The sequence below is a fragment of the Comamonas testosteroni genome, assembly GCF_030505195.1.
Taxonomy (GTDB): domain Bacteria; phylum Pseudomonadota; class Gammaproteobacteria; order Burkholderiales; family Burkholderiaceae_C; genus Comamonas; species Comamonas testosteroni_G.
Genome location: NZ_CP129672.1, coordinates 5,524,676 through 5,550,176 on the forward strand (window position 1 = coordinate 5,524,676; position 25,501 = coordinate 5,550,176).

Annotated in this window: 25 protein-coding genes; 24 read left to right on the top strand and 1 reads right to left on the bottom strand. The window is 61.4% G+C overall.

Going from position 1 to position 25,501, the window contains the following annotated elements; all coding sequences use genetic code 11:
- Positions 1-29: 29 nt before the first annotated feature.
- The 12 genes from QYQ99_RS25605 (at position 30) to QYQ99_RS25660 (ending at position 8,524) form a co-directional block, all read left to right on the top strand.
- Positions 30-629 carry a hypothetical protein gene (locus QYQ99_RS25605; protein WP_302090585.1) on the top strand — a complete coding sequence of 200 codons (600 nt, stop codon included), beginning with the start codon at positions 30-32 and terminating at the stop codon, positions 627-629.
- 213 nt (positions 630-842) lie between these two features.
- Positions 843-1,592: a hypothetical protein gene (locus QYQ99_RS25610; protein ID WP_302090586.1), complete on the top strand. Its 750-nt coding sequence runs from the start codon at positions 843-845 to the stop codon at positions 1,590-1,592.
- Positions 1,592-1,831 (top strand): hypothetical protein, encoded by a 240-nt coding sequence (locus QYQ99_RS25615; RefSeq protein ID WP_302090587.1) that lies wholly within the window; start codon positions 1,592-1,594, stop codon positions 1,829-1,831. Before QYQ99_RS25610 ends, QYQ99_RS25615 begins: the two co-directional genes overlap by 1 nt.
- 2 nt (positions 1,832-1,833) lie before the next feature.
- Positions 1,834-3,438, top strand: a complete 1,605-nt coding sequence (locus QYQ99_RS25620) for a phage portal protein (RefSeq protein WP_302090588.1) — start codon at positions 1,834-1,836, stop codon at positions 3,436-3,438.
- Positions 3,435-3,728, top strand: a complete 294-nt coding sequence (locus tag QYQ99_RS25625) for a hypothetical protein (RefSeq protein WP_302090589.1) — start codon at positions 3,435-3,437, stop codon at positions 3,726-3,728. The genes QYQ99_RS25620 and QYQ99_RS25625 overlap by 4 nt, the downstream gene beginning before the upstream one ends.
- On the top strand, positions 3,725-5,080 hold the full coding sequence (locus QYQ99_RS25630) for a S49 family peptidase (protein WP_302090590.1): 1,356 nt from the start codon (positions 3,725-3,727) through the stop codon (positions 5,078-5,080). Before QYQ99_RS25625 ends, QYQ99_RS25630 begins: the two co-directional genes overlap by 4 nt.
- Positions 5,081-5,109: 29 nt before the next feature.
- Positions 5,110-5,466 (top strand): capsid cement protein, encoded by a 357-nt coding sequence (locus tag QYQ99_RS25635; protein WP_302090591.1) that lies wholly within the window; start codon positions 5,110-5,112, stop codon positions 5,464-5,466.
- A 32-nt stretch (positions 5,467-5,498) separates the two neighbouring features.
- The gene (locus QYQ99_RS25640; RefSeq protein ID WP_302090592.1) at positions 5,499-6,443 is read left to right on the top strand and encodes a major capsid protein; all 945 of its coding nucleotides are present in this window, start codon (positions 5,499-5,501) and stop codon (positions 6,441-6,443) included.
- A 2-nt stretch (positions 6,444-6,445) separates the two neighbouring features.
- Positions 6,446-6,868 carry a hypothetical protein gene (locus QYQ99_RS25645; RefSeq protein WP_302090593.1) on the top strand — a complete coding sequence of 141 codons (423 nt, stop codon included), beginning with the start codon at positions 6,446-6,448 and terminating at the stop codon, positions 6,866-6,868.
- Positions 6,868-7,203: a hypothetical protein gene (locus tag QYQ99_RS25650; protein WP_302090594.1), complete on the top strand. Its 336-nt coding sequence runs from the start codon at positions 6,868-6,870 to the stop codon at positions 7,201-7,203. Before QYQ99_RS25645 ends, QYQ99_RS25650 begins: the two co-directional genes overlap by 1 nt.
- Positions 7,200-7,658 (top strand): hypothetical protein, encoded by a 459-nt coding sequence (locus QYQ99_RS25655; protein ID WP_302090595.1) that lies wholly within the window; start codon positions 7,200-7,202, stop codon positions 7,656-7,658. Before QYQ99_RS25650 ends, QYQ99_RS25655 begins: the two co-directional genes overlap by 4 nt.
- A 71-nt stretch (positions 7,659-7,729) precedes the next feature.
- Complete coding sequence (locus QYQ99_RS25660) at positions 7,730-8,524, top strand: hypothetical protein (protein ID WP_302090596.1); 795 nt, start codon at positions 7,730-7,732, stop codon at positions 8,522-8,524.
- Here the strand turns inward: QYQ99_RS25660 and QYQ99_RS25665 are convergent, their stop codons facing one another.
- On the bottom strand, positions 8,525-8,707 hold the full coding sequence (locus QYQ99_RS25665; protein ID WP_302090597.1) for a hypothetical protein: 183 nt from the start codon (positions 8,705-8,707) through the stop codon (positions 8,525-8,527).
- Positions 8,708-8,730: 23 nt separating this feature from the next.
- Between QYQ99_RS25665 and QYQ99_RS25670 the strand changes: the two genes are divergently transcribed.
- The 12 genes from QYQ99_RS25670 (at position 8,731) to QYQ99_RS25725 (ending at position 25,135) form a co-directional block, all read left to right on the top strand.
- Positions 8,731-12,690 (top strand): tape measure protein, encoded by a 3,960-nt coding sequence (locus tag QYQ99_RS25670; protein WP_302090598.1) that lies wholly within the window; start codon positions 8,731-8,733, stop codon positions 12,688-12,690.
- Between the two features lie 2 nt (positions 12,691-12,692).
- Positions 12,693-13,115 carry a hypothetical protein gene (locus QYQ99_RS25675; protein ID WP_280042563.1) on the top strand — a complete coding sequence of 141 codons (423 nt, stop codon included), beginning with the start codon at positions 12,693-12,695 and terminating at the stop codon, positions 13,113-13,115.
- Positions 13,112-16,705: a hypothetical protein gene (locus QYQ99_RS25680; protein WP_302090599.1), complete on the top strand. Its 3,594-nt coding sequence runs from the start codon at positions 13,112-13,114 to the stop codon at positions 16,703-16,705. Before QYQ99_RS25675 ends, QYQ99_RS25680 begins: the two co-directional genes overlap by 4 nt.
- Before the next feature lie 22 nt (positions 16,706-16,727).
- Positions 16,728-17,909, top strand: a complete 1,182-nt coding sequence (locus tag QYQ99_RS25685; RefSeq protein ID WP_302090600.1) for a hypothetical protein — start codon at positions 16,728-16,730, stop codon at positions 17,907-17,909.
- Positions 17,902-19,299 carry a hypothetical protein gene (locus tag QYQ99_RS25690; protein ID WP_302090601.1) on the top strand — a complete coding sequence of 466 codons (1,398 nt, stop codon included), beginning with the start codon at positions 17,902-17,904 and terminating at the stop codon, positions 19,297-19,299. Before QYQ99_RS25685 ends, QYQ99_RS25690 begins: the two co-directional genes overlap by 8 nt.
- Positions 19,296-19,691, top strand: a complete 396-nt coding sequence (locus tag QYQ99_RS25695) for a hypothetical protein (RefSeq protein ID WP_302090602.1) — start codon at positions 19,296-19,298, stop codon at positions 19,689-19,691. Before QYQ99_RS25690 ends, QYQ99_RS25695 begins: the two co-directional genes overlap by 4 nt.
- Entirely contained in the window at positions 19,691-21,577 is a 1,887-nt protein-coding gene (locus QYQ99_RS25700) for a hypothetical protein (RefSeq protein ID WP_302090603.1), read from the top strand. The genes QYQ99_RS25695 and QYQ99_RS25700 overlap by 1 nt, the downstream gene beginning before the upstream one ends.
- The gene (locus QYQ99_RS25705; RefSeq protein WP_302090604.1) at positions 21,574-21,807 is read left to right on the top strand and encodes a hypothetical protein; all 234 of its coding nucleotides are present in this window, start codon (positions 21,574-21,576) and stop codon (positions 21,805-21,807) included. The genes QYQ99_RS25700 and QYQ99_RS25705 overlap by 4 nt, the downstream gene beginning before the upstream one ends.
- A gap of 82 nt (positions 21,808-21,889) precedes the next feature.
- Positions 21,890-22,870: a hypothetical protein gene (locus tag QYQ99_RS25710; RefSeq protein ID WP_302090605.1), complete on the top strand. Its 981-nt coding sequence runs from the start codon at positions 21,890-21,892 to the stop codon at positions 22,868-22,870.
- A complete protein-coding gene (locus tag QYQ99_RS25715) occupies positions 22,870-23,388 on the top strand; it encodes a hypothetical protein (RefSeq protein ID WP_302090606.1) in 519 nt (172 codons plus the stop codon). Before QYQ99_RS25710 ends, QYQ99_RS25715 begins: the two co-directional genes overlap by 1 nt.
- Before the next feature lie 231 nt (positions 23,389-23,619).
- Positions 23,620-24,114 (top strand): hypothetical protein, encoded by a 495-nt coding sequence (locus QYQ99_RS25720; protein ID WP_302090607.1) that lies wholly within the window; start codon positions 23,620-23,622, stop codon positions 24,112-24,114.
- Between the two features lie 22 nt (positions 24,115-24,136).
- Entirely contained in the window at positions 24,137-25,135 is a 999-nt protein-coding gene (locus QYQ99_RS25725) for a phospholipase D family protein (protein ID WP_302090608.1), read from the top strand.
- The last annotated feature ends 366 nt before the right edge of the window (positions 25,136-25,501 follow it).

A 25,501-nucleotide genomic window follows, 5' to 3' on the forward strand; every position in this document is an offset into this window, starting at 1 on the left:
TGACCACAGCGGCGAAGGCTGGTCGTGCCGTGATTTACGACCCAATGATGCTGATCCCGCATGGAAAGCAGAAACCTGCAGTTCCGGCAATGCTCTCTCCTGCTGGGATTCAGCAGGTGACTCGGGCCTTTGAGTCCATTCTCTATGCTCGCTCGTATACAGCGATGTGGAAGAAGCATGAGTTTGTTACCAAGCGCCTGACCACTAAAGATCCATTTAGCCCGCTGCCCTCGCCCGCGCTACAGTTGTCGCGTGATGGCATGGTGCGCCGGTTTGAAGTTTTGGGGCAGTGTCTGCACAACGTCTGCATGATAGGAGCTGGTAACGAGAACGCTATCAAGGCAGAGCAAGCCCGAATGGGGGCGGAAAAGAAAAAACTCCAGCTCCCTCCGCGGATGCAAAATATGCCGTTTGTAAACATCTTCCACGGTCCCGATGGGCATCTGCTGACTGTTTCAGGCGTAAATATTTCTCGCTGGTACGGTCTCCGTGCGGTCATTAGTCATAACTACAACAATGTTGACTACCGCTTGTTGTGGAACCGCCTTTTCTCGAAAGAAACTGAGTCAACATTGAGGATCCTCGGGCAGCTTCTTATAAATTCGGGTGCTCCGATTCCCGAGATTTAGAGGTTTATTTTTGTACGTCAACCGCTAAATTGTCAGCTCCAGACAAGACACTTTAGTCCTCGACTTCACAAGACACTTTGCCCCAAAATTCGGGCTAATTCAGGTAGGTCTAAAAAATCCGCCTGATACGAAACAACCGCCGCAGCCGCCTGAAAATCAGGCAGAGCCCTCGCACTCAGCAATGAGCCGGGGGCTTTTTCTTGGAAGATCCAGATGCTCAACATCTCGCACACGGGCCAGTCTCTCGCAGACATGGCAAACCAGGTGCGAGGGGTGCCTGCGCGCCTGATTCCCTATGCCACGGCTACGGCGTTGACGCGCTGTGCCAAGCAGGCGCAGACCCAGGATCTGCCCCAGGCCATGCGCAAGGCCTTCGACAACCCGACCAGCTACACGCTGAATGCGCTGCGCATAGAGCCGGCCAGCAAGAACAAGCTCAGTGCCCGCGTCCTGGTCAAGACCAAGGCCATGACCAGGGGCAACGCGCAGGAAAGCTATCTGCTGCCCGAGGTCGAAGGCGGTCAGCGTGGTGCCAAGGGGATGGAGAACGCGCTGCGCTATGCCGGCGTGCTGACGGCAGGGCAGTTTGTGGTGCCTGGCGCCGCAGCTAGGCTGGACGCCAACGGCAACGTCAAGGGCGCAGACATTCGCACCATTCTCAAGGCGCTGAAGAACCTCAAGGCTGTCAGCGCCACGCGCAGCCGCAGCGGCAAGCGTCTCGCCAAGGGCCGACAGCTGGCAAACGACCTGTATGTGGGCAAGCCACAGGGCGGCAGTCGCCCGGACGGCATCTGGCGGCGCGAAGGCAAACGGCTGCGCCCCTTGTTTGTGTTCACTAATGCTGCGCCGACTTACCGGCCGCGCCTGGACTTCTCTGGCGTAGTGCAGGGCGTGGCGCGCAAGCAGTTTCCGGCTGAGTTTGCCAAGGCTGTCGCCTCCATGAAATCGAAAGGACGCTGGTAATGAGCACCGCAGAACTTCAGTCCTGGCAGGACCGCCTCGCCAGCTACCTGGCTGCCGAAAAGCGCATTCTTGACTCGCAGGAATACCAGGTAGGCCAGGGCCTGACGGCCAGGCGAAACCGCCGTGCCGAGCTGGAGCAGGTGCAGAACGGCATTCGTGAGTGCCAGCAAAAGATCGGCCTGCTGCAGGCGGCCATGGCGCCACGCGGGCGCCGCATCATCAATCTTCGACCCCGATAAGCATGCAGCTCAATATTGTTGACAGGGCGATCGCCTTTTTCGATCCGGCCCGGGGGGCAGCTCGCGCCAGGCAGCGGGTGCAGATAGCGGCCGCCGACCAGCTGCTGCAGCACCCGGGCCTGAGCGCCATGGGGCCGGCCGACAGCTCCGAGGCCGTCAACCGCTCCAGCCGCTGGTGGAATCCGTCCCCGCGTGATGCGCGTGCCGACAGCATGGCGCGGCTGCCCCTGCAGCGCGGTGCTTCCCGCGAACTGGCGCGAACCTCGCCCATTGCCACTGGGGCGATCAACACCAATCTGGACCGCGTGGTCGGCACCGGGCTGGCCCTGGTTGCGGCGCCTGCCATGAAGGTGCTGGGCTGGAGCGATGAGCGCGCCCAGGCCTGGAAGACTAAGGTGCAGCAGGAGTTCAGTCTGTGGGCCGATAGTACTGACTGCGATCTGGAAAGTACGCTGACCTTTTATCAGCTGCAACAGCTGGTTCTGCGCAGCACGCTGGAGTCGGGCGACTGCTTCAGTAATCTGCCCGATGCCGCGCGCACCCGCATGCAGCCCTATGCCTTACGCATTCAGGTGCTGGAGGCCGATCGCATCGGCAACCCGCTGGGCAAGATGGACACGGCCACCATCGCCGGTGGTGTAAAGCTCGATGCCGCCGGCGCTCCGGTTTCGTATTTCATCTACGACCAGCATCCCGGTTCGGCCCAGGCCGTGGGCGCACGCGCTTTCCGTGGTGAATGGGTGGATCGCATCGGCAACCGCTCCGGCCGCCGCCGCGTATTGCACCACTTTCGCAAGCAGCGCCCCGGTGCCGTGCGCGGGGTGCCTTATCTGGCCCCGGTGATTGATTGCATCAAGCAGATCTCCCGCTACACAGAGGCCGAAATCATGGCGGCGGTGATCACCTCTTACCTGACGGTGTTCATCGAGACGCCAGATGGCACGCCATCCGGCGTGTTTCAGGGAGAGACCAGGCAGGAAGAAGAGTCTGGCGAGATCGCCCTGGGCATGGGCAGCGTGGTGGGGCTGGCTCCCGGCGAAAAGGCCAGCCTGGTCAATCCTGGTCGGCCCAATCCCAATTTCGAGCCTTTTATCCTGGCAGTCATCAAGCAGATCGGCATGGGCCTGGGCCTGCCTTATGAGTTGCTGCTCAAGCAGTTCAATGCCAGCTATTCAGCCAGCAAGGCAGCACTGCTGGATGCCTGGGCCTATTTCCGGGGCGTGCGCAACTGGCTGGCCCTGTCGTTTTGCCAGCCCATCTACGAAACATGGATGACCGAAGCGGTCGCTACCGGCCGCATTGAAGCTCCGGGCTATTTCTCCGATCCGCTGATGCGCTGGGCCTATACCCGTGCGGCCTGGCCGGGCGACTCCATGGGCTCAATCAGCCCCAAAGACGAAGTGGCCGCCTATGTGGCTGCCATTGATGCGCGCCTGATGACCCGCGAGCGTGCGATGTGGGAGCTGTTCAGTGACAGCTTTGACGACACGTACTCGCAGATGAAGTCCGAGCACGACCGCCTGAAGGCCGACGGCATCTTGCCGGTGCCCAAGGCCGGCGCCCCGGCCCCACAGCAGAACAAACCTCCTGAGGAGCCTCAGACATGAGCGATATCGTGCCGCGCCGCCGCGTGGCGTTCGACCCGACCATCAACCTGGGTCATGTGCTGACCTTTGTGGGCTTCATGGTCGCGGGCTTCTCGGCCTACAGCACGCTGGACAAGCGCGTGACGCTGATCGAGTCGCAGTTGCTCACCAGCTCCATGCATGTGCGCGACCAGGACAGCCGGATCAAGGAAACGCTCTCCGACATCCGTACGGACGTCAAGGATCTGCAGCGCACTGTCAACTTCATGAGCCGCAGCAGCGGCACCAACCATACACAGGCGACACCATGAACCTGCGCGACTTGATCCAGGGTGCCTGGGCGCTTGAGCCGGCCATGCTCAACGAAATCCAGGCCATTTACGACACCCATCTACGCGGCGACAAGATCGATGTGGCAGCGGTCGAGGCCCGGCTGGGCCGTCCCCTTGCCAATGAGCAGCAGGAATACGAGGTCAACCCCGATGGAGTGGCTGTGCTGCAGCTGTCCGGCGTGATGGCCCCCAAGGCCAATCTGTTTGCCCGCGTCTCAGGCGGCATCAGCACCCAGGTGGCCGCCCGCCAGGTTGAAAGCGCCATGGTCGACCAGCGCGTCAAGGGCATGGTCGTGGTGCTTAACTCGCCCGGAGGCAATGTGCTGGGCGTGCCCGAGCTGGCCCAGACCATTTTCGAGGCTGCAGCCAGCAAGCCCCTGGTGGTGTTCTCGGACGAACAGATCTTGAGCGCCGGGTATTGGGCCGCCAGTGCGGCCAACGGTATCTATATCAGCTCCAACGTGGTGAGCATTGGCTCCATCGGCGTGGTCATGGACCGCAGCTATGAGCCTGGAGCCAGCAAGCGCCAGGAGTCGGTGGCCGCCGGCAAATACAAGCGCATGGTGAATGCGTCAGAGCCTTTGTCCCAGGAAGCCCGCGCCGAGGTGCAGGCCGATGTGGACTATGTCTACACCTTGTTCGTGGATGACGTGGCGCGTTTTCGAGGTGCCAGCAGTGAGCAGGTGCTTCAGTACATGGCCGATGGCCGTGTCTTTCGTGGTCAGAACGCGATCAATGCAGGCCTGGTGGACGGTGTTTCCACCCTGGACGACCTGGTCGCGCGAATGGCTGCAGATCCTTCCCAGTTCGCCAAGCGCCGCAAGGCGGTGTTTGCGCTGGGCAATTCGTCCCCAGGCGCCGGTGCTGCGCCCAAAGACCCAACCCTTAAACGTGAGGTGAAAACCATGGGTGATCCCAATGCAACCCCCATCACGCGTGCGTCCTTGGAGCAAGACCACGCGCCGCTGTTCGTGCAGATCCGCGCGGAATTTCTGAGTCTGGGCGCCACGCAGGAGCGTGAGCGAATCCAGGCGGTGCTGGCGGTGGGCGATGGCCTGCCGGGCCACACCGAACTGCTGCAGGGCCTGGCCTTCGATGGCAAGACTACGGCGGAGCAGGCCGGCATGGCCGTGCTGACTGCGGAAAAGAACGCCCGCGCAGCCGCAGTGGCCGCGCACAGCGAAGAGGCTCCCAAGGCGCAAAAGCCCAGCGCTGCGCCGCCCGACGTCGAGAAGTCCAAGGACGAGCAGGTGGCCGAGGCCCAAGCCTATGTCAAGGAAAACGGCGGCAGCCTGGTCGCCGCCTTCAAGGCGCTGGGATACGCCCAGTAAACGCTCAAGCTTTCTTCAGGAGCATCAACATGCAAACAAGCATTTCTCTTCTCGCGCTCACGGTGGCGGCTGGCGGGCCTCTGGCCGTTGAGCGCTTCATCACCCAGGCCGGCATCTATCCGGCGGCAGGCGCGGCGGCCTTTGGCGTCACCCGCACCAACGCCGCAGCCAAGGGCGACCTGGTGCCGGTCGATGTGCAGGGCACGGCCATCGTCACTGCCGGTGCCGCCATTGCACTGGACGTCCCTTTGATGGTCGACGCCGAAGGCCGCGTCGTCCCGCTTGCGGCCGGCAAGGCTGGCGTAGCCAAGGCCATGAGCCCAGCCACGGCGGCAGGTGAGCGTATCGAGGTACTGCTCACCCCAATGGCTCAACTGGTGGCCTGAGCCACTTCATTCCAAGCACACAGGAGAAATACATGTCTCAAATGACCCCCAGCGAAGCGGCCGTCATCGACCCGATTCTGACCGCCGTGGCGCGCGGCTATGGCTCGCCCAATGCCAAGATTGCCGACATCCTATTCCCGCGCGTCGACGTGAGCAGCCGCTCGGGCACCATTCTGGTGTTCCCGCCCGATGCATTCCAGCTGGTCAACTCGGCCCGCGCCCCTGGCGCAAACACCAAGCGCATCCGCCTGGGCTACGGCAAGGGCAATTACTCGCTGGTCGATCACAGCCTGGAAGGCGAAGTGCCGATCGAGACCGAGGAGGAGGCACAGACCGTCCCTGGCATCGACCTGGGCAGCCACGCCATCAACACGGTGCAGGACGTCATGGCCAACGAGCGCGAGAAGCAGGCCGCTGATCTGGCCCTCGACGTGAACAACTACGACGCCAGTCACAAGGTGGTGCTGTCCAGCACCGACTACTGGACCAACTCGGCCAGCAACCCCTTCGATGTGGTGAATGAAGGCCGTGAGGCCATTCGCAAGAGCACGGGCAAGAAGCCTGGCGTGCTGGTGCTGTCCCCGACGGCGTTGCTGGCCTTGCGCAATCACCCCAAGGTTATGGACCGCATCAGCATCACCGCTGACCGCGTCCCTGCCACGATCGAGCAGTTGCAGCGCCTGTTCGAGATCGAGCGCATTGTCGAAGGCGAAGCCACCTATCACGACGGTGCATCGTTTCAGGATATGTGGGGGGCCGATGCCATCCTGGCATTCACCACGCCGGCCACGATGCAGCAGCGCGGCTCGCCCAGCTTCGGCTACACCTATCAGCTCAGGGACCGCCCCAACGTGGAGCAGGCCTACTACGAGCGCAATCCCAAGACCTGGTACTACCCCGTCAACGACGCTCGCCAGCCTGTGCTGGTGGGCGCCACTGCGGGCTATCTGATCAAGAACGCAGGGAAGGGGGCCTGATCATGCGCAAGTACGTAACCCGCCACCAGGTGCGACATGAGGGCAAGCGCCTGCCCATTGGCTCTGTCGTCGAGTTGTCCGAGCAGGATGCCAAGGATCTGGGCGACGCTGTGGAGCCTCAGTCGCCATCCAGCGGCGAGCAACAGGCCAACGCCCAGGCTGAAGAGCGCCTTCAGACCGAGATCCGCGCCCGCGAGCAGGCCGAGGCACGAGTCGAAGCTGCTCAATCCGCGCTGCTTGAGTTGAGAAACCAGCTCGATGCTGAAGTTCGTGCCCGTGAGGAAGCCGCGGCACGCGCTGAAGCCGATGCCAAGGCCCGCGCAGAGGCAGAAGCTCGCGCTGAAGCTGCGGAAAAGGCGCTGGCTGATTCTGCCTCTGCAGCCGATGGCAAGGGCGGCAAGGGCAAGACGCTGCCGCTGGCCTGATGCTCGACCTCGACCACGACATGGAGGCGGTCTTCTACGGCCCGGACTTCGCGCTGCAGCTCAAGCGCGTTCGGCCTGGTGTGGACGATCTCACGTTCCGGGGCATTGTGGGCATGACAGACAGGGAGGCTCTGGATGGGCACGCGATGGCGACATCGCGCACCCTCCAGTGCCCTGGCCTGGTGGATCTGCGTGCCGACGATATCGTGCAGCTGCTGGAGGCTGTCCCCCAGCTCGGCCTGGCCGAGGGGAGCAGGTTCCGCGTGCTCGACATGCCGGAGCGCGTCAACGACGGCGCTGAGCTAATGGTGCTGCTGGGGAGTACTCGGCCATGAGCAAAGCTGCAGACAAGTGCCCCAACGGCGTGCCGTTTGAGCTGGGCCGGATCTTGATCGAGGCGCTGCGTGCCGATCCCGGCCTGGCTGGTATCACGGTCCTGGACAACCCCGAGCGTGCGAGCGCCTTGCTGGACGGTGATCGGCTTGTGTTCCTGGAAGAGCAGCGGGACGTGCCTGTGGACGATCCCGGCCAGGTGCAAAAGCGCATCTACCACTTCAGCGTGGGCGTGATTGCCCGCAATGAGAGTGCACGCTTACAAGCGCATGGCGACTACCGCCTGGTCAAGCGCATCTTGCGCAATGACTGCATGAGGCTGATCACTGGGGCGGGTATTGCCCTGGCCGGTTCAGGCCTGCAAGAGGGCGAGGTCCGGTACCGGCTAGAGAACATCGACGTCGGTGGCTCCCTGGTGCTGGGCGCGTTTTCGATCGAGTACCGCGACCCGAGTTGATCTCGGTTTTCTGTTGGCTATCCGCCCGCCCGTGCATGCACCGGCGGGCTTTTTGTTGAAAGGACACGCAAATGTCTCAAACCTCTTCTACCGCACGCGCCATTCTGGGCGCTGGCCTGGTGAACCTGAATCTCTGGAACACCATCACCCAGAAATACGACGGCTTTGGTGAAGCGCTCGATGCCGACAAGTTCGAGATCAAGCCCAACTTTGAAGAGAAGACCTCCGAGTCTCGCTCGCATCTGGACTACGGCCAGGCACGCGCCTCGGTCATTCTGGCGAAGCCCACGGAACTCACGATCGAGCTGTCTGCGGGCGACACCAAGGCCCTGGCGATGCAGTTCCAGGGCATCGTGGAAAAGCTCACCCAGCCGATGGGTGCGACTACCGCTGGCGGTGCCGAGTTGACGGTCACTGATCTCGACATCTGGCTGCCCTTTGGCAAACGCAACCTCTACGGTGGGGCCGACCTGGTCATCAAGGACGAAGCGGGTACCAAAACCTTGGAGCTGGGCAAGCACTACGAGGTGAACTACCTGCGCGGTGAGTTTCGCTTTCTGGCTGTCGAGAATGGCGTCGCAAAGGGTGACAAGGTCAATATCGAAGCCAAGTGGGGTGCGGTCGACGGCAAGAAGATCCTCGGCGGTCGTGTGACCCAGGTGCGCTGCCAGGCACGATTTGACGGCAAGAACATGGTCAATGGTGAGCATGTGGAAGCCGACGTTCACGAGTGCGTGCTGGGCTCGAATAACGGCTTCGACTTTCTGGGCAGTGACTTCAGCGCCATTACCTTGACCGGCAAGATCGTTACGCCCAAGGGCATGACCGAGGGCTACGAGATCCGCTTCCCCGGCGTTTCTGCCTGATCAGCGCTTGCGTACAGGCGTCTGTACCAGGCCCATGAGTAGCAGCACGGGCCATCCCACCACGACGGTGGCGATGGCCCCGGCCCCCAGGGCCATCATGCGCTCGGATTCCAGCAGCAGGCCCAGCAGGGCCAGCGGCAAGCCGACGCACACCAAGACTACACACCAGAGCAAACCGTTCATTTCTCCATCCCCTGAGGCATCAAATGGCTGACCCCAAGATCAAATATGACATTGAGGCTGCAGTCAAGGGGGCTGCTGACGCCGATGATCTTGCCAAGGCCATGCGCAATGTCGGGGATGTGCTCGAAGGCGACCTCAAGCAAGGGGCTGCTGACGCTGCCGCCGCGCTCGATGCGCTTGGCTCCAAGCAACGGGCGCTGCGCGGCTTTGCCGAGCTGCGGGTCGAGACACAGAGCCTGACGCGCCAACTGGACGCTTCGGTCGTGGTCGTCGATCGCCTGGGCCGCGAGCTGGAGGACTCTTCGACCAAGGCCAAGGCGCTGGGCCAGGCAGAAGCGACGGCCAGCCAGTCGGTGGTTGCAGCCCAGCAAGCCCTGGTCTCCAAGAAGAATGCGCTGCGCAGCCTGCGCGACGAAACCAGTGCTGCGGGTAGGCGCACCAATGAATATCGCACCACGCTGGATGGCCTCAAAACGGGCATCGCTGCGGCCTCCAAGGAACTGAAGACCCAGCGCAGCGCCCTGGACAGTGCTGCCAGTGCGGCCCGCCAGGGCGTGAATGCCGAGGCCGCGCTGCGCAAGGAATACGAAACGGCCATCGGCGCATCGGCCAGGCTGTCTGCCGAGCTGGGCCGCAAGAATACGGCGCTGCAGCAGACCCGGGGTGCGCTCGAAGGCATGGGCATGAGCACCAGCGGCGTGGCCCAGCAGGAGAAGGCGCTGCAGGCGGCTGTAGCCCAGGCCCGCGCCGAGATCGTGGCCCTGGTGCCCGCGTACCAGCAGGCGGCCAATGCCTCGACCGCTTCCACGCAGGTCCAGGCGCAGAACCAGCGCACGCTGCGCGAGGGCATGACCTCGATCAGCGTGCAGCTGCAGCGCATTCAGAACATTGCCACTGCGGCGCTCGCCGGCAGCTACTTTGGCGGAATGATCAAGGGCCTGGCGAACACCGCCGACGCCTATACGAATCTGGAAGATCGCGTCCGCCTGGCTACGGGTGCCGGTGCGCAGTTTGAAAAGGGCCTGGCCGGAGTCCAGGCGGTGGCGCTCAAGACCAATACAGGGCTGGAGGAAACAGGTAATCTATTTGCCCGTCTCAAGAAAGCCTCGGAAGAGGGCGGCATGGCCGCTGTCCAGGCGCAAGAGCGTGCCCTCGGCCTGGCTGCCACCATCAACCAGGCCACGCAGCTATCGGGTGCTTCGGCAGCATCGTCCCAGGCGGCGCTGGTGCAGCTGATCCAGGGCCTGCAGTCGGGCGTGCTGCGTGGTGAGGAGTTCAACTCCGTCATGGAGCAGGCTCCGCGCCTGGCGCAGGCCCTGGCTAATGGCCTGGGCGTCACCACGGGCGAGCTGCGCAAGCTGGCCGGCGAGGGCTTCCTCACGACTGAAACCGTCATGCGCGCCCTGGAGAACCAGTCCCAGGTCGTGGCGCGCGAGTTTGAGAGCCTGCGCCCCACAGTGGGCCGTGCGCTGCAGAACCTCACCACCCAATGGACGATCTATGTGGGCGAGTCCAACAAGGGGCTGCTCAGCACGGAAAACGCCGCCAAGGTGATCAACGCCCTGGCCCAGAATCTGGATCTGGTGGTCGGCACTCTCACGGCAGCAGGCAAGGCCTGGGCAGCCATCAAGATCTCCGGCCTGGTGGCCGACTTCGCGCGCTGGGCCACCAGCACCATGGCTGCCACTAAGGAGCTGGAGGTCAATACGGCTGCAGCTGCCCGCAACACGGTCGCACAGCAGGCCAATACGGCGGCCAGTGCCCAGAACACAGCGGCCCAGGCCAGCAACACGGCAGCCACTACGGCCAACACGGCAGCGCGCGCCGCCAATGCCAAGGCCTGGGGCGATATCGGCGCGTTCACGCGTGCTGCCGGTGCTGCCCAGGGCGTTGCCACTGCTGCCACTGCGGCCAATACGGCAGCGGTTGCGGCCAATGCGGCTCAGGCTGCCAAAGCCGGCATCGTCTGGCGTGGCGCTTCGGCGCTGATGGGGCCTTGGGGCATTGCTATTGCAGCGCTCACGCCTGAGATCCTGGGTTTGGGCCAGGCCTTGGGCGAGCAGGCTGCCAAGTGGATGGGCTACGGCAAGGCGATCGAGGAGGCAGAGCGCCAGATGCGTGTGGCCGACGAGGCAGCCAAGGTGCACGCCGAAAGCCTGCGCAGAAACAATGCCTTGATGGAGGAGGCGCGCAGCCGCCAGTTTGACCTGGGCAAGGAATCCCGGGGCCTGGCCTCCAAGTTTGACCAGCTGCGGCAAAGCGGCGACAGCGCTGCCGACGCCATTGCCAAGATCGGCAAGGACTTTGATCTGTCCAATGCAGCCGGCATCCGTTCGGCCACGGCAGTGCTCGACAAGCTGGCGGCAGACGGCAAGCTCTCGGCCAGTGAGGTGCAGGCGGCCTGGGCGCAGGCCCTGGACGGCAAGGATCTTACCAAGTTCGAGATCCTGGCGCGCCAGGCCTTCGCCGGTGCCGGCCAGGAGGCAAACAAGCTGCGCGTGCAGATCGATGAGGCCATCAGAAAGGGCGCGGCTCCCGAAGTCATCAAGGCCATGCAGGACCGGCTGGAGGGGGCCATGGCCGCCGCAGGCCGCGAGACAGAGCGCGTCGCCCAGATGATGGACCAGACCCTGCGCGAGGCTGTGCGCCGCACGGGGCTGGATTTCACGGATCTGCAGGGGCGCATGACCACGGCGTCGCGCTCGGTCATCAATGACCTAGATGTCGTCATCAACGGCCTGGGCAGGCTCAAGGAGCAGGGCGTCGACACGGGGCGCGTGTTGGAGGCCAGCTTTGTCAAGGCACTGGACACATCCGACAGTCAGCAGGCCGTGGAGGAGGTTACGCGCCGGATCGAGGAGCTGCGCGGCAAGCTGGGCGAGCGTGTGGCCGATGGCCTGCTGGACCAGGCCAAGACCAAGATCGATGCGCTCAAAGATGCGGCAGACAAGGCCAAGCCAGGTATCAACAGCCTCAAGGAAGCCCTGGACCAGCTGGGCGTGAAGACCGATCAATCCTTCAAGGATGTCGCCGCCAAGTCTAAGGAAGCCTTTGACATCGTCGCCAGCAGCGGCACCGCCAGTGCCCGCGAGCTGGGCGATGCCTTCAAGAAAGCAGCCGACGATGCGATCGCCGCCAACAAGGGTGTTGCACCTGAGTGGGTCAAGTCGCAGGCAGCCGTGCGCGGCTGGCGTGTGGAGGTCGACCAGGCCGGTAAGGCCACGCTGGTGAGCGTCAATGACTCCAAGCGTGCCCTGGATGACTTGAACGGAAGTACCAACAACGTCGGGCGCGGCTTTGCGGGCATGAAGGACCAGGCCGTCGCCGCACTGCAGGCCATGGGCATCGAGGCCGAGAACGTCTCTGAAAAAGTCCAGAAGCTGGTGCAGGACGGCCAGATGCTGGCCGGCGCGTTCCAGCAGCGTCAGGACAACTGGAATGCGGAGCTGGAGGGCTCCAAGTACATGAACCGGGGCAAGACAAACCCCGTCGATGCCGTGCCCTCATTCAGCAGTAGAGCCGAGGCCGAGGCCTGGTGGGCGACTTGGCAGCAGCAGTACGCGAGAGACAACCCCTTCACGGTCAAGAGTGGCGGCCAGCTCGGCAACTACATGTATGACCTGACCAAGTTCGAGTTCGACCGCGAGCTGGACCAACTCACTCAGCGTGAGGCCATGGAGAGGGCGCGCAAGAAAGCCGAGTCCAGTCAGTCCAGCGGTGGCAATGGCGGCGGCGGATCTGGTGGCGGCACGGGCGGCGCAGGGGGCGGTGCAGGGTCTGGCGGCGGTAACGGTGGCGGCACGGGCGGATCTGGTGGCGGCAACGGTGGCGGCCAGCAGATCGATCGCATCGTCAATCTGTACTTCAACAGCGCGCCGGCCAATCCGGTGCCGACCAATCAGACCGGCCAGAACTCGCTGGAGGCCATGGGCCGCGAGTGGGTGCGAATCATGGAGCAACAACGGAGCCAGACCGGCAACTGACTATGAGCGATCGAATCATTTTGACCTCGGGCGGCGTGGCTTTGGACCTGCCGCCCGATTTGATTTGGGTGGACGAACTGACGGCCTCCAATGTGGTCCAGCGCAGCAAGCGCAGCGCCTTTGGCACTCTGATCATCAGCGCCATGCAGCTGCAGGGCGGCCAGCGCATCACCCTGCAGGGCGAGGGTGGCAGCGCCTGGATCGAGCGCCGCGCTCTCAAGCAAATCAAGCAGTGGGGCAGTGTTCCCGGCTTGCGCCTGGATCTGGATATCCGTGGCGAGACCTTTAGCGTGGTCTTTGACCATGGCGATGCCGACGAGACAAGGGCGCTCGGCATGCAGTCCGTCATTGACTTCTGCGACAAGCAGGACGACGACTATTACGGCAGCCTGGTGCTGCGCTTTCTGGAAGCAGGCGAACAATGAGTATCAAACAAGGCGACATCCAGCTGCGAGCCAGCCGAGTCATGGACGATGTGCCCGAGGGCGGCGGTGGGCCGTCCAACGTCGTGATCGAGTCCGGGCAAGAGAACGCCATCATGCCCGACGTCTCCGAGATGGATCGTGCCATTGGCCGCGACAACATGCGTCAGGTGTTTGTGGGCGTGGACACCGAAGACCGCGACACCTACCAGGGTAGCAACGTCATCGTGGCAAAGCCGCCCGAAGATCCCAATATCTCCATCACCCTGTTTGCCACGGGCGGCGTCTATGACACCCGTGCCCAGGCGCAGGCCCGGCTGGAGGCCTACCTCAACAAAGGGCCGGAGTGGGCGGGCTATCTCTATGAAGATCACATCCAGGGTCAGCGCGTCATTCAGATCTTCCAGCGCCCCGGTACCGAGCTGCCCGCCGTGGGCAAGACCCTGGTGCTGGTGGGCAATGAAGGTCTGGTGAACGAGCAGATGCAGTATGTCCGCGCCATTCGCGTGACCAGCGTGGAGCGTACTTTCACCTATGACATCGACAAAGACTTCAAGGCAGTAATTGTCTCTGTAGAGATCTCGGATGCGCTGCGTTACGGCTTTACCGGCTCCCCGGCAAGCCGCCAGTTCACGCGCCTGGCCAACAGCGCCCGCTTGCGCGATACGGTGGTGGCTGATGCGGGGAGTTATGTGGGCGTCACGCCCCTGCAGAAGGCCGCCGCCCTGGGCGACTTCACCATCATCGCCCAAACGATCATGACCCAGATCGTGCCCTCGGCCCAGAGCGAGACGCCCATCCCGGCCACCATTCCCTATGCGGCGGCAGGCTTCCCGGTCTCTGCGGCCGAGGTCGTGACCTTCAGCACATCGCAGACCTGGAACACCACCACCAGCCTGGCCCTACCCGGTGGCTGCCTGCCGGGGTCTCTCTCCATCGTGGTGGGCGGAGTGACCTTGACCGATAAGGGCGGCATTCTGATGTCGGGCACCCAGCAGATCGGTCTGGTGGACTATGCCAATGGCATCGTTACGTCCAGCTCGGGAAGCTATGACGGCACCAAGACCATCAGCTACCGGCCCGCTGCCTATATGCAGCGCGTGCCGCAGTCCAGCGAGATCCGCATCACGGCAGAGAACCGCAGCCAGAGCTATACGGGCTTTATCACGCCGCTGCCGGCGCGCGGCACGCTGAGCTTCAGCTACCGGGCGCAGGGGCGCTGGTATGTGCTCTCGGACGCCGGCGACGGCGCGCTGCGCGGTACCGACTCCAGCTATGGCGCGGGCACCTATAGCGCTGAGACCGGCAGCTTTGTGATCACGCTGGGTGCTCTGCCCGATGTGGGCAGCTCCATCGTCCAGCACTGGGGCGTGCCCACGCAGGAGACCGTGCAGCCTGCCGCTGACCTGCTGATCAGCCAGACCATTGCCCTGGCCTTGCCTGCGGGGCAGGCGCTGTATCCCGGCGCTTTTGATATCAAGTGGATGGATGGCACGACCCAGCGCACGGCTACAGCCACTGCCGCCTGGCAGCTGCAGGGTGATGCCACGGGCGAGGTGCGGGTCGGTCGCTCCGAGGTGCTGTTTGCGCCCAAGCTGCTGCCCGCTGTGGGCACCGTGCTCGATGTCACGGTCGACACTGCTCCGGCGGTCGAGGTGAACCTGCAGCACCCCTCGCGCAACGGACAAGGCCGTCTGGCAGTCTCTGCCGGCCAGGGTGCTTTGGTGCCGTTCACGGTCGAGGTGGGGTGGAACACGATGACCGACCAGAGCGTGCTGGGTCTGTACACCCGCGACCAGCTCCGCGAGATGGGCGTGACGCTGGTCGACCCCACCCAGCTCGCCCGCGATGACGGCAATGGCAAGCTGATGCTGGGTGGCGTGCAGGTCGGCACGGTCAACTACAGCACCGGCGCGGTGGACTTCAACCCCGATGTGGTCATCAAGATCCCCAAGCCGGTTTACTCCTCCAGCCAGGTCAGCGGCGGTGGCTTCTCGGGCGAGGTGGCCCAGTATCGCCTCAACTATGAGGGCATCGAGTACCTCAATGCCCCGTCTATCTACCCCAATGACGAAAGCGGCTACGTCAAGATCCGCTTTCGCACCACGGGCAGCGCAACGCGCCGCACGCTGCAGGTCACGTTTGCGCCTGAGTTTGACCTGGTCACAGGCGTGCAGGCTCCGGTCGTGCCTGGCTCGGCCGTGCTCATGCCCTCCAGCGGTCAGCCCTGGAGCGATGACGGCAGGGGCGTGCTGCGGGTGCTGACCTCGGGCGGCTTTGTGACGCGCGGCTCGGTCAACTACGCCACAGGCCGTGTGGGCCTGACCTCGTGGACGCCTGGCAATGCGAACCAGCTGCGCCGTGCAGGCTGCATCACCACGCTGGGCGATGCCATCAGCAGCGCCTATGTGTTCCGCACGGCAGCGGCTCCCCTGCGCCCTGGCTCCCTCACAGTGCAAGTGCCCAGGGCCTCGGGCGGCTCGCAGAACGTCAGTGCAGGCATCGACGGCACCATCACGGCTCCCGGCGTGGTTGGCACGGTGGACTATGAGACTGGTCTGGTGCGCCTGGGCTTCGGCAGCCTGGTTGCTGCCGCAGGCAATGATGCCGAGCCCTGGTATGACGCGGCCAACGTGCAGCCGGACGGTAGGATCTTTAAACCGCAGCCCGTGGTTGCGAGTGCCTTGCGCTACACGGCTGTGGCTTATGCCTATCTGCCCATGAATGCCGACATCATCGGCATTGACCCGGTGCGCCTGCCCAGTGACGGCAAGGTTCCGATCTTTAGGCCTGGCACGCTGTGCGTGGTGGGCCACACCAAGACCAGCGCCCAGCTCAACGTCAGCAACAACCAGACCATCAATCTGGCCCGCGTGCGTCTGTCGCGGGTGGTGGTCAGGGATGCCAACGGCAAGACCCTGAACACCGGCTACACCGCCGACCTGGAGGCCGGCCTGGTCACCTTTACCGATGTGTCCGCGATGACCATGCCGGTGACGATCGAGGACCGGATCGAGGACATGGCCGTCGCCACCGATGTGCAGATCTCGGGCGAGATCACCTTCAACAGGGCGTTGACCCATGACTACCCGGTCAGCGGCACCTATGTTTCCAGCGCCCTGCAGGCCAGCGATCGCCGCGCCCGTGTGAGCCTGGCCTTTGCGCAAAAGACCTGGATCGATAACGTCTGGGCTGACGCGCCCACGGGGCCAGAGATTGCCGCCAAGTATGACCAGAGCGTGTCTCCTATCGAGATTACCAACGCAGGCGGCAGCACCGAGCGCTGGGTGCTTGAGTTCACGTCGACCAGCCAATTCCTCGTGATTGGCGAGCATGTGGGCGTGATCGCCACGGGCGACATCAACAGCGTCTGCTCGCCCGTCAACCCGGCCACGGGCAAACCTTATTTCACGATCCAGCCCCTGGGCTGGGGTAGCGGCTGGGCCATCGGAAACATTCTGCGCATCAACACCGTGGGGGCCATCTACCCCTTCTGGGTGGTGCGAACCATCCAGCCGGGTCCTGAGACCGGCATCGAGCACAGCTTTTCCATCCTGGCGCGCGGCGATGTGAACCGCCCGCAATCCGCCTGATTACTGATTTGGAGAGATAGAAATGGCATCCATCGTAGACACCAGCGTCAAGCACATTTACAGCTCCATGACGGGCGTCAGCCCCATCAACGGCAACCCTGGCTCCATGATTCTCGTGCTGCGGGCATTTCTGGTCACGGGCTGGGGCAGCAAGGCCGTGGAGTCGGCTTCCATCAGCAATGGCGTGTGCCGTCTGGTCTTTGCCAGCGGCAAGAGCGCCGCAGAGCCGTATGCCGTCATCACCGTGTCGGGGGCTTCGCCCTCAGCCTTGAATGGCGAGCAGCGAGTCACTGCCGTAGCCAACGGCTGGGTGGAGTTCAAGACGGATCTGCCGGATGGTGCAGTTACGGGCTCCATCAGCTTCAAGATGGCGGGCCTGGGCTGGGAGGAGGTCTACAGCAAGACCAATGTGTCGGTGTTTCGACCCACCGATCCGCGTGGCACCCGCATGTTCTACCGGGTCAATGACTCGGCTGGCGGTCAGGCAAGAGTGCAGATGTATGAGTCCATGACCGATGTTGACACGGGTATAGGGGTCTCGCCATCGCTTGCGGGTGGCTGGTACTGGATCAAGAGCAACAACTACCCGGACTCGACGGCGCGCTATTGGCTGCTGATCGGCAATGCTCGCTCGTTCTACTTTTTTGCCTGCGCCGGGAATTCCTCGGCAACGGCACCGCAAGCAGGTTCCTACGGACTTGCATCATTTGCGGGGGACCTCAACAGCTACAAAAGCGGGGATGCCTGGTGTGGGACGGTCAGTGGCTTGGACAACAGCAGCTGGTCCGATCGGGCAGGCTGCTTGTTTCAATGTGCCGAAGATAAGGCTTCCTTTGCCATCGCGCGTCAAAGCCACGGCATTGGCAGCACGGCATCCAGCCGTCGTCGTGCTTATCGCAACGGCACTTCAGGGGCCGATGGCACATTGGGAGGGTATCCCTCCCGTGTTGACAACGGCTTGCGCCTGTCTCCCATCATCATCACGGACGGTGTTGATTCGGCCCCGCGTGGCGAAATGCCTGGTGCTTGGTACTGCCCTCAGAGCGGTGTGATGTCGGTGCTGGGCAATAAATTCGGCTTTGTTGCTGGCATGGGTGAGTTCTCGGGGAAGACCTTCCTCACAGTCCCGCTACAGGGTGACGGCTCCAATTTTGGTATTGGCTTTTTTGACGCCTCCGGACCATGGGAGGTCGTCAATGGCTAAGTCGGCGCTCTGGCGCATCACTTCAGTCGATACCCGGGGCCAGGATCTGGTGCTCAGCCGCCTGCGGCTGCTGGCATCGAGTACACGCGTGGACTCCGGCGCGGTGCTGACTTGCACGGCTGCGCCGGTCTCAGGCGCGTTGGCCGACTTGCTGGATGACTCGGCGGCGAGTTGTCGTTTTGCCGCTGCGGACGTCTCCGCGCCTGGCTTTCAGATCGTGTTCACGCTACCTGCTGAGCAGGAGGTCGATGGCGTCGAGCTCGGGCTTGTTTCTGTTCCAGTTTCTCCTGTGGCTCTTGCCCTGGAATTTCTGGCTGACGGCATATATACCGTGCGCAGCGATTTCAGCGGCGTTGAAACAGCTGGTGCGCCCAAGATCCAGCAGGTGGGGGAGGTGATTGCAGGAACTCCGCAGCAGGGCTATATCGTCGCTTTGCGAGCGGGATCTGCTTACCCAGAATACAACGCATTCGATCAAGGCGCAGCGACGTGGGCGGGCAATTTCGGGCAGACGATTGACATCGGGCTGTTTGCAAATGCCGGAACGAATCCCGGTGATACAGGTGTTCAACCGCAGAAAACAATCAACCAGTTTTCTATCCATGACACTTGGAATTTGTCTTCATTGAATGGGTTTTACAACGGAGATATTGCCAATCTCGATATTGAGTTCTTGCGAAACGATGGAGGAGTAGTCGCAGCCATTCGACTAAAGCGCGGGGCAGAATACTCTACAGATATGTTTTTCGGGGCGTCTCTTGGAGCCCTCACAAAGGCATCGCAAACAGGTACTTTTGGATGGCCTAGCGGCGATATCACCTTCAAAAGCCAAGCGATGGCTTGGATGCCGTCGGCGGCAAACAGTAACAATCACGCCGCTTGGTCATACCCGGCGCAGATGTCAGAAGTCACATCTGTGCGTTTCTCCAATGCACGAGCAATGTCGAATTACGGGGGGGCTGGTGCAGCTTTTGTCGCGATTCGTCGTGTGCCTGTATGGGTTAGGGAAGGCTATACAGGCGAATTGCCGTACAGAAGCACTTCTGCAGCCGCTCTGAACGTTGTCTGCAGCGCAGAGACAATTGCACAAAATTCTTCTCTGATGCAGGCCTTGGGTACGGTCAAGTTTCTGGACGCTGAGTTTGGAGGCCGAGGCTTCATTTATGGCGTCGTCAAAGAACATGAGACCCAGCGTCTGTTGCAACGCCGCGTGCGCCTGTTCCGCAGCCGTGATGGCTATCTGGTGCGCGAGGTCTGGAGCGCAGCAGACGGCAGCTACCGCTTTGAAGGCATCAACGAGCGCTACGAATATGACATCGAGGCCTGGGACCACGAGAAGAACTATTTTTCGGCGGTAGCCAACAACCAGATCCCCGAGGTGGTGGCATGAGTGATGCACCCGTATTCGAGATCTCGCCAGCCCATGCCCTGGTCCGCCTGCAGGCCACTCAGGCCTTTGCGGACTCCGGCCCTGAAGCGTCGCGCATCTCCCTGTATGACGCTGCCGAGCAGCTGCTCGTCACGCTGACGCTCACCAAGCCCTGCGGCCAGATCGTGGAGGGCGGCTATCTGCTGCTGACTCAGGCAAGCGGCAGCGGCGACATGATTCTTGCGAGCGGCCAGGCCGCTATCGGCCTCTGGGCTACCAGCGACGGCAAGCTGGTTGGGCGCGGCCTGGTCACGGATGAGGCAGGCGCAGGGCACTTCAAGCTGCTCGGCAGCACCGGCACCCAGCTCTATGCAGGCGGCAAGGCCATCCTGGGTGAGACAAGGATAGCCTGATGGCCGCCGTCGACCTGATCTTTAACCGCACCTTCAAGACCGGCAGCCCGGTCGAGCTGGTTTTTGGCGATGGCGGCGGCGCTCAGGTGCCCGATGCAACGCTGGCCGTTGCCGCGCGCATGCCGGGTCTGAAGGTCAGATCCCTGGTGCATGTGCGCAAGGATCTGGTCGTAGCGGGCCGTATGCCTGGGCTGCGCTGCAGCGCGGTCGTGCGCTACAACACCGACACGCCCCGGCCTGTGGTGGCTGAGGTGGCCTCCAGTGCCCAGCAGGCGCAGCCTGTGACGGAGGGCTGGATCTCCGGCTGGCAAGACACGGATGCACTGCCTGCGGGTTGGGTATCGAATGCGCAGGATGCCATGTCCATGCAAGAGCAGTTTGGTGTGGCCTGGCAGGATGGCCAGCGGCAAGGGGTGGCCCTGCAGGGGCGGTTTCAGCAGGCCCGGTCTCTGCCTGGTGCAGCAACCCGGGCCCGCTGGCAAGACGCCCAGGGCGTGCGCGTGGCCCTGCAGGCCAAGGCCCAGGATGCCGTTCCCGCTCGCGCCGGCTGGGCAGTGCGGTTTCAGGAAAGCCTGCGCGACCGCCGCCGCATGGTCGAGGCAACGGCCCAGGATGCGATGCGCCTGCAGTACCTGCTCACAACGGGCGCAGGCCCATCGGTGCCGCTGTACCGGGGCTTTCAAGCGCGCTACCAGCAGGCCATGAAGCCGCCCGCTGGCAAGTCGCAGACCAAGCCGCCAGAGCCGGAAAAGCCCGGTTGTTATGAGCAGCTGGTCGGGGGGCCGATCAAGCTGATGTTCTGCAAGTCCTGGTCTGCTTCGGCAGATCTTGTTTTTTACTGCTGCCAGTCCACGCCTGAGCCGGGTTCGCAGTTTGTCATTCCTTTGTTGAAGGTTTACATGCTTGTCTATCAGTCCAATGCAGTGCTGCTGCCCTCCGGCATGCCGGTGCCGCTGACGGGTGTGCGTATCGAGAGCGGTGATGATGGCTTCGGCTGGACGCTGTCTGCCTCTGGCCCGGTCGACCTGGTGGGGCTTCTGGCTCCGCAGGGTGGGGTGCCTCAGCAGATCCGGCTCACCATCAACGGTATCGATTGGGTGTTCGCGGTCAAGCAGCCGGTGCGATCGCGCAGCTTTGACGGTTGGGAGGCGTCTGTATCGGGCCAGAGCGTGACGTCCTTGATCGGGGAGCGTTACTGGCGCGCCAAGGCCTGGAGCATCGGCAGTCAGATGTCGGTGCAGCAGATTGCGAGCGAGGCGCTGCAGAACACAGGCATTGCGCTGGATTGGGGCGCTGAAGACTGGCAAGTGCCGGCTGCTGCCTGGTCGCACACGGGCACGCCGCTGTCGGTCATCAAGCGCATTGCCGAGGCAGCCGGTGCCGTGGTTCGCAGCCATCGCACCGACCCGGTGCTGCAGCTGGTGCCGGAGTACAAAGCGCTGCCCTGGAACTGGGCCACTGTGGTCCCGGATGTGGTCATGCCGGGGCAGATCATCGTGCAGGACACGCTGACGGATCTGGAGCAGGAGTTGCGCAATGCCGTCTATGTGTCCGGCTCCGCTGCGGGTGGCGTCGTGGGCCAGATTGTGCGCGCCGGTACCGCTGGCGATCTGCTGGCCGCCCAGATCACAGATCCGCTGATGACCGACGTGATCGCGGTGCGCCAGCGCGGCATCGTGCCGCTGGCCGACTCGGCATTGCGCTGGCGGCAGGAGGTCAGCGTGCCCCTGATCACGGGCGGCACGGCTCCGGGCTTGATCCTGCCTGGCTACCTGATTGAAGTTCAGGAGCCTGGCGAGACCTGGCGCGGCCTGGTGCGCCACCTATCCCTGGATGAAAACATGCCCGAATTCACCCAAACCCTGACCATGGACCGCTTTCAATGATCCCCATCAACCTGTATCTGCGCCTGCAGGCCCTGCAGCGGCAGTCTCCCAAGCTGTTTGCCACGGTCAAGGCCCTGGTCGGTAACCAGGCCCAGATCGAGTACCCCGGTGGTGTGCGCGTCATGGTCAGCAACCCCATTGCTGCCCCGGTCGGCCAGGCGGTGTTTGTGCGCGATGCGGAGATCGTGGAGCGCGCTCCCACGCTCACGTATGTGAGGGCTGAGATCTAGCCGCATCGTTTCGCGTTTTCCATGTGCCTGCCCGTGGCAACACCGGCAGGCTTTTTTGTGTCCGTAGAAGAGAGGAGGGGTTATGAACCCGATCAAGCGTTGGCGTTGGTGGGCAGTCCTGGTGCTGCCCGTGGTGGTGATTGTGCTCAATGCCATGGGGCCGAATGGCTGGCGTGAGCCGGTGGTGCGGCTGTTGTGGCTGTCCTGGACGGCGGTCGCGGTGTCGATCGCGCTCTCGGCCAGCAAGGCCATGGCGGACTACGCCCACGGGCGTGAGGCCTGGCAGAAGTCGCTGGAGCATCCTATCGGTGCAGGACTTTCCTTTCTGGCGCTGTGCCTGCTGCGCTCGGCCATGGTGATTGCGATCGTGTGGGCCAGCATGACGCAGTTTGCCAATGCGGCGGAGCCTGCCGGCATTCAGCGCGCCCGTGCGCTGGCCCCGATGGTGGTCAGCGAGATCGAGCAGCACTGGGCCGACATGCCCCGGCGCAGCTACCTGGGGGCGCTGATCGAGCAGGAGAGCTGCCCGAGCCTGTCACATCGCATGTGCTGGAGCACCACGGCCCAGCTCAAGACCTCGCGCGAGGAGGGCGGTGGTTTGACCCAGTTCACACGGGCCTGGACGGCTGCCGGCGCGCAGCGCTTTGATGCGCTGGCCGAGGTCAAGGCCATGGCTCCCAAGGCACTGGAGGAGCTGAATTGGGAGACGCTGTACCAGCGCGCGGATCTGAACGTGCGTGCTGCGATCGTTAAGCTGCGCAGCTGCGATGCAAACCTGACCAGGCTGACCCCTGGCCTCGATGACCTCACCCGCGTGGCGATGTGTGGCGCTGCCTATAACGGCGGCTGGGCGCACTTGCAGCAAGACCGCAAGCTCTGCGGCATGACGCCGGGCTGCAACCCCAATAAATGGTTTGGGCATGTGGAGATGCACAGCGTCAAGAGCCGCGAAAAATGGCAGGGCTACGGCCAGAGCGCCTATGACGTGAACCGGGGCCACGTTCGCAACACGGTCCCGCTGCAGTCGCGGCGGGCCAAATACGTCGAGATGCTGGGGGTGTGATGCGTAGCTACTTCAAGGCCAACGGCCTGCGCTGGCTGTGCTATCTGCTGGCGGGTCTGCTGGCCTGGCAGACCCTGCGCCTGCATTCCGAGCAGCGCGCGCACCAGGTGCTGCAGCTGGCCGTTGCCAATGCGGCCAAAGACCAGGCCGAGACCGGCCTCAAATCCGAGCGAGAAACCGGAAACCGCGAGCGGCAGCACGCCGTCGACACCCAGAAAGCAAGCGATGAATTCACGCAAAAACAACCTGGCCGCGATGCTCAGCTGCGGGCTGATCTCGGTCGCGCTGAGCGCCTGCGGCTCGATGCCGAACGACGTGCCGCAACCTACCGCGCGCAAGCCCAAGCCAACGCCGCTGCCGGCATCGATCTTGCAGATCGACTCGAAGCCTACGACCGACACATTGTCGAGGGCGTCGAAGTGGTTGCAAGACTCCGAGGTGATCTTGCAAGGCGAGACGACGAGGTAGTGCTGCTGAGTCGGCAGGTGCTAGTTGAGCGGGCGCTGGGCGAAGAATGAACTCAGGGGCTCTGTGAGCCTATGTTAGGACTTCACCGGCGGACTTGTTCAGGAAAGGGCCCAAGCCTTGATAGGTATCAGCTGCGCCAGAAGCGTTCGCCAACTTTTATCTGCACTGCATCAAGTGATGAGAAAGTTTCCAACTTTCATAGATTGTTTTGGCAAAGAATTGCAGTTACCATTTATCCGAATGAGTAAAAAAATCACTCAAAAGGATGATGGGGGTGCACGATGGATGGAACTCAGTTTTCCCCGCTGGCTGCAAAGGCGCTCAAAGATAACTTCAACCACTTCGCACAGCAGGTTGTTGATGCCGAGGAGGCCTTGAAGGAAAGTGATGGCGTTGCTCGTCTGTATGTTCGTTACGGGAATGGTTATGACGCGGTGCTGGAGCCCTACGACGCGGAGTCTGAGCCGTCAACCGCTTATGTGCACGATTGCACGCACACAGAGCTAAAGAAGAATTGGAGCACTGTGTCGGCAGCTATTATTTTCGACGTAGGGTTTCGATTCAAATTTAGAAATTCAAATGGAAAAATGATAGCGCTGATTTTTTCCAGGGCCATTATTAATGAGCACTCATCAGAGGATTTTCTGTCGGATATTATTTCCGGTTACATGGCGGAAAATGAATCAGCTGAAAATGCGAAGTTTCAATTTCATTTGAATGAAATTCAAAATAAGCTGGAGAAGATGGATAAATTCATGCGCTCCAGAATAAAATAATCATAGTTAATTAAGGTAAATCATGAATATCTTGTCAGGTAAAGAAATACAAAAGACAATCAAGAAATGTAATCCGTCAAGAATTGCGGTAGCTTATATCGGTGCTGATTGGGAGAGTTTTGTTGACCCCCAGAGCCTGGAGGCAGTCATCTTGTCTCCTACGTTAGGTAGCAACCCAAAGGCGATTAAGGATTTGGTAAGAAAAATTAAGGGAGGCTGGGATAGTGTTTATTTTTTGGATGAGTTGCATGCCAAAATTTACATCGGAGATGCGGCCGCTGTGGTAGGAAGCTCTAATCTAACTAAAAATGGGTTAGATGGAGGAGCTAATTCTCTTTTGGAGCTATGCGTTGAAATTTCCGATAAATCCCGCATGCGTGAAATAAGTGATACGTTTGCTAATTTTCAAGCCCTAGCCAAAACACGCTATCCAGAGCCTCAGGATAAGAAAAATAGGCTTGTGGAGTTGGAGAATATTTGGAATGCAGCTTTAGCCAATAAAGTTGTAGTCAATGGAAATAAAACTGCTCCGTCGTTGAAGGATTTCGACGTGTTGTCTAATGATGATTTTTATGTGTGCTGGTATCAATCTCCTCGTAGCGAGTCTGATTACACAGAGAACGCTAAGGCATTTAAATCGATAGCATCAGACGAGATGGAGGTTGCACATGGGGAGAATATAAATAAAAACAAATGGATGCTTACCTGGAAGATAAATAATGATGGCACCCCCCATAAGACAGCAGATTTAGGTTGGATGTATATTCACGATATTATCGAAAATGCCGTAGTTAGCGAATATGGTTACACTACTATTGCGATTGAGCGTGAAGATATGGAGAAGCCTGAAGTTCCATTTGAATTGACTAAAGAAGTGTCCAGAGCATTCAAGAAAATTGTGACGCAAAAGGACATGGCAGATTATTTTGTCCAGGATATTAACGAATATGAAGGATTTTTGATGGAAAGATCAATTCCTGGCCTTAAGGAGTTAGTCCGCCGAATGAAGGGTGTTTTGTAACAATATCAATAATATTTTGGATGATTAGTGCAGTATTTTGAATATTACAAAAAATATAGGTCTTTCGTTTCATTATGCTGGAACGAGAAGTCAGTTGACCTAGAGCAGTTGATGGGAGCGGTATTTTTTAGCCCATTTGCACATGCCAATCTGAGCCGTTTAAATGACAGCGATGGAGACATCGTTGCCATAGTAGAGACTTGGCATCTCAGTCATTCAGAATATGCCGATCTTCTGAAACGTTGGCCATACCCAAAGAAAGCCCACCTTTTCCCAAAGGGGTGGGCCGAGGCTCGAAGGCTCTGTGTGGAAATTTACTGCGAGGGCGAAGCTTTGCTGTATGTGAACAGAGATTCGTTGACTGAC

Excerpts from the sequence above, each read along its gene's own strand:
- QYQ99_RS25610 (WP_302090586.1), top strand. The coding sequence starts at position 843 with ATGCTCAACATCTCGCACACGGGCCAGTCTCTCGCAGACATGGCAAAC.
- QYQ99_RS25615 (WP_302090587.1), top strand. The coding sequence starts at position 1,592 with ATGAGCACCGCAGAACTTCAGTCCTGGCAGGACCGCCTCGCCAGCTAC.
- QYQ99_RS25620 (WP_302090588.1), top strand. The coding sequence starts at position 1,834 with ATGCAGCTCAATATTGTTGACAGGGCGATCGCCTTTTTCGATCCGGCC.
- QYQ99_RS25625 (WP_302090589.1), top strand. The coding sequence starts at position 3,435 with ATGAGCGATATCGTGCCGCGCCGCCGCGTGGCGTTCGACCCGACCATC.
- QYQ99_RS25630 (WP_302090590.1), top strand. The coding sequence starts at position 3,725 with ATGAACCTGCGCGACTTGATCCAGGGTGCCTGGGCGCTTGAGCCGGCC.
- QYQ99_RS25635 (WP_302090591.1), top strand. The coding sequence starts at position 5,110 with ATGCAAACAAGCATTTCTCTTCTCGCGCTCACGGTGGCGGCTGGCGGG.
- QYQ99_RS25640 (WP_302090592.1), top strand. The coding sequence starts at position 5,499 with ATGTCTCAAATGACCCCCAGCGAAGCGGCCGTCATCGACCCGATTCTG.
- QYQ99_RS25645 (WP_302090593.1), top strand. The coding sequence starts at position 6,446 with ATGCGCAAGTACGTAACCCGCCACCAGGTGCGACATGAGGGCAAGCGC.
- QYQ99_RS25650 (WP_302090594.1), top strand. The coding sequence starts at position 6,868 with ATGCTCGACCTCGACCACGACATGGAGGCGGTCTTCTACGGCCCGGAC.
- QYQ99_RS25655 (WP_302090595.1), top strand. The coding sequence starts at position 7,200 with ATGAGCAAAGCTGCAGACAAGTGCCCCAACGGCGTGCCGTTTGAGCTG.
- QYQ99_RS25660 (WP_302090596.1), top strand. The coding sequence starts at position 7,730 with ATGTCTCAAACCTCTTCTACCGCACGCGCCATTCTGGGCGCTGGCCTG.
- QYQ99_RS25665 (WP_302090597.1), bottom strand. The coding sequence starts at position 8,707 with ATGAACGGTTTGCTCTGGTGTGTAGTCTTGGTGTGCGTCGGCTTGCCG.
- QYQ99_RS25670 (WP_302090598.1), top strand. The coding sequence starts at position 8,731 with ATGGCTGACCCCAAGATCAAATATGACATTGAGGCTGCAGTCAAGGGG.
- QYQ99_RS25675 (WP_280042563.1), top strand. The coding sequence starts at position 12,693 with ATGAGCGATCGAATCATTTTGACCTCGGGCGGCGTGGCTTTGGACCTG.
- QYQ99_RS25680 (WP_302090599.1), top strand. The coding sequence starts at position 13,112 with ATGAGTATCAAACAAGGCGACATCCAGCTGCGAGCCAGCCGAGTCATG.
- QYQ99_RS25685 (WP_302090600.1), top strand. The coding sequence starts at position 16,728 with ATGGCATCCATCGTAGACACCAGCGTCAAGCACATTTACAGCTCCATG.
- QYQ99_RS25690 (WP_302090601.1), top strand. The coding sequence starts at position 17,902 with ATGGCTAAGTCGGCGCTCTGGCGCATCACTTCAGTCGATACCCGGGGC.
- QYQ99_RS25695 (WP_302090602.1), top strand. The coding sequence starts at position 19,296 with ATGAGTGATGCACCCGTATTCGAGATCTCGCCAGCCCATGCCCTGGTC.
- QYQ99_RS25700 (WP_302090603.1), top strand. The coding sequence starts at position 19,691 with ATGGCCGCCGTCGACCTGATCTTTAACCGCACCTTCAAGACCGGCAGC.
- QYQ99_RS25705 (WP_302090604.1), top strand. The coding sequence starts at position 21,574 with ATGATCCCCATCAACCTGTATCTGCGCCTGCAGGCCCTGCAGCGGCAG.
- QYQ99_RS25710 (WP_302090605.1), top strand. The coding sequence starts at position 21,890 with ATGAACCCGATCAAGCGTTGGCGTTGGTGGGCAGTCCTGGTGCTGCCC.
- QYQ99_RS25715 (WP_302090606.1), top strand. The coding sequence starts at position 22,870 with ATGCGTAGCTACTTCAAGGCCAACGGCCTGCGCTGGCTGTGCTATCTG.
- QYQ99_RS25720 (WP_302090607.1), top strand. The coding sequence starts at position 23,620 with ATGGATGGAACTCAGTTTTCCCCGCTGGCTGCAAAGGCGCTCAAAGAT.
- QYQ99_RS25725 (WP_302090608.1), top strand. The coding sequence starts at position 24,137 with ATGAATATCTTGTCAGGTAAAGAAATACAAAAGACAATCAAGAAATGT.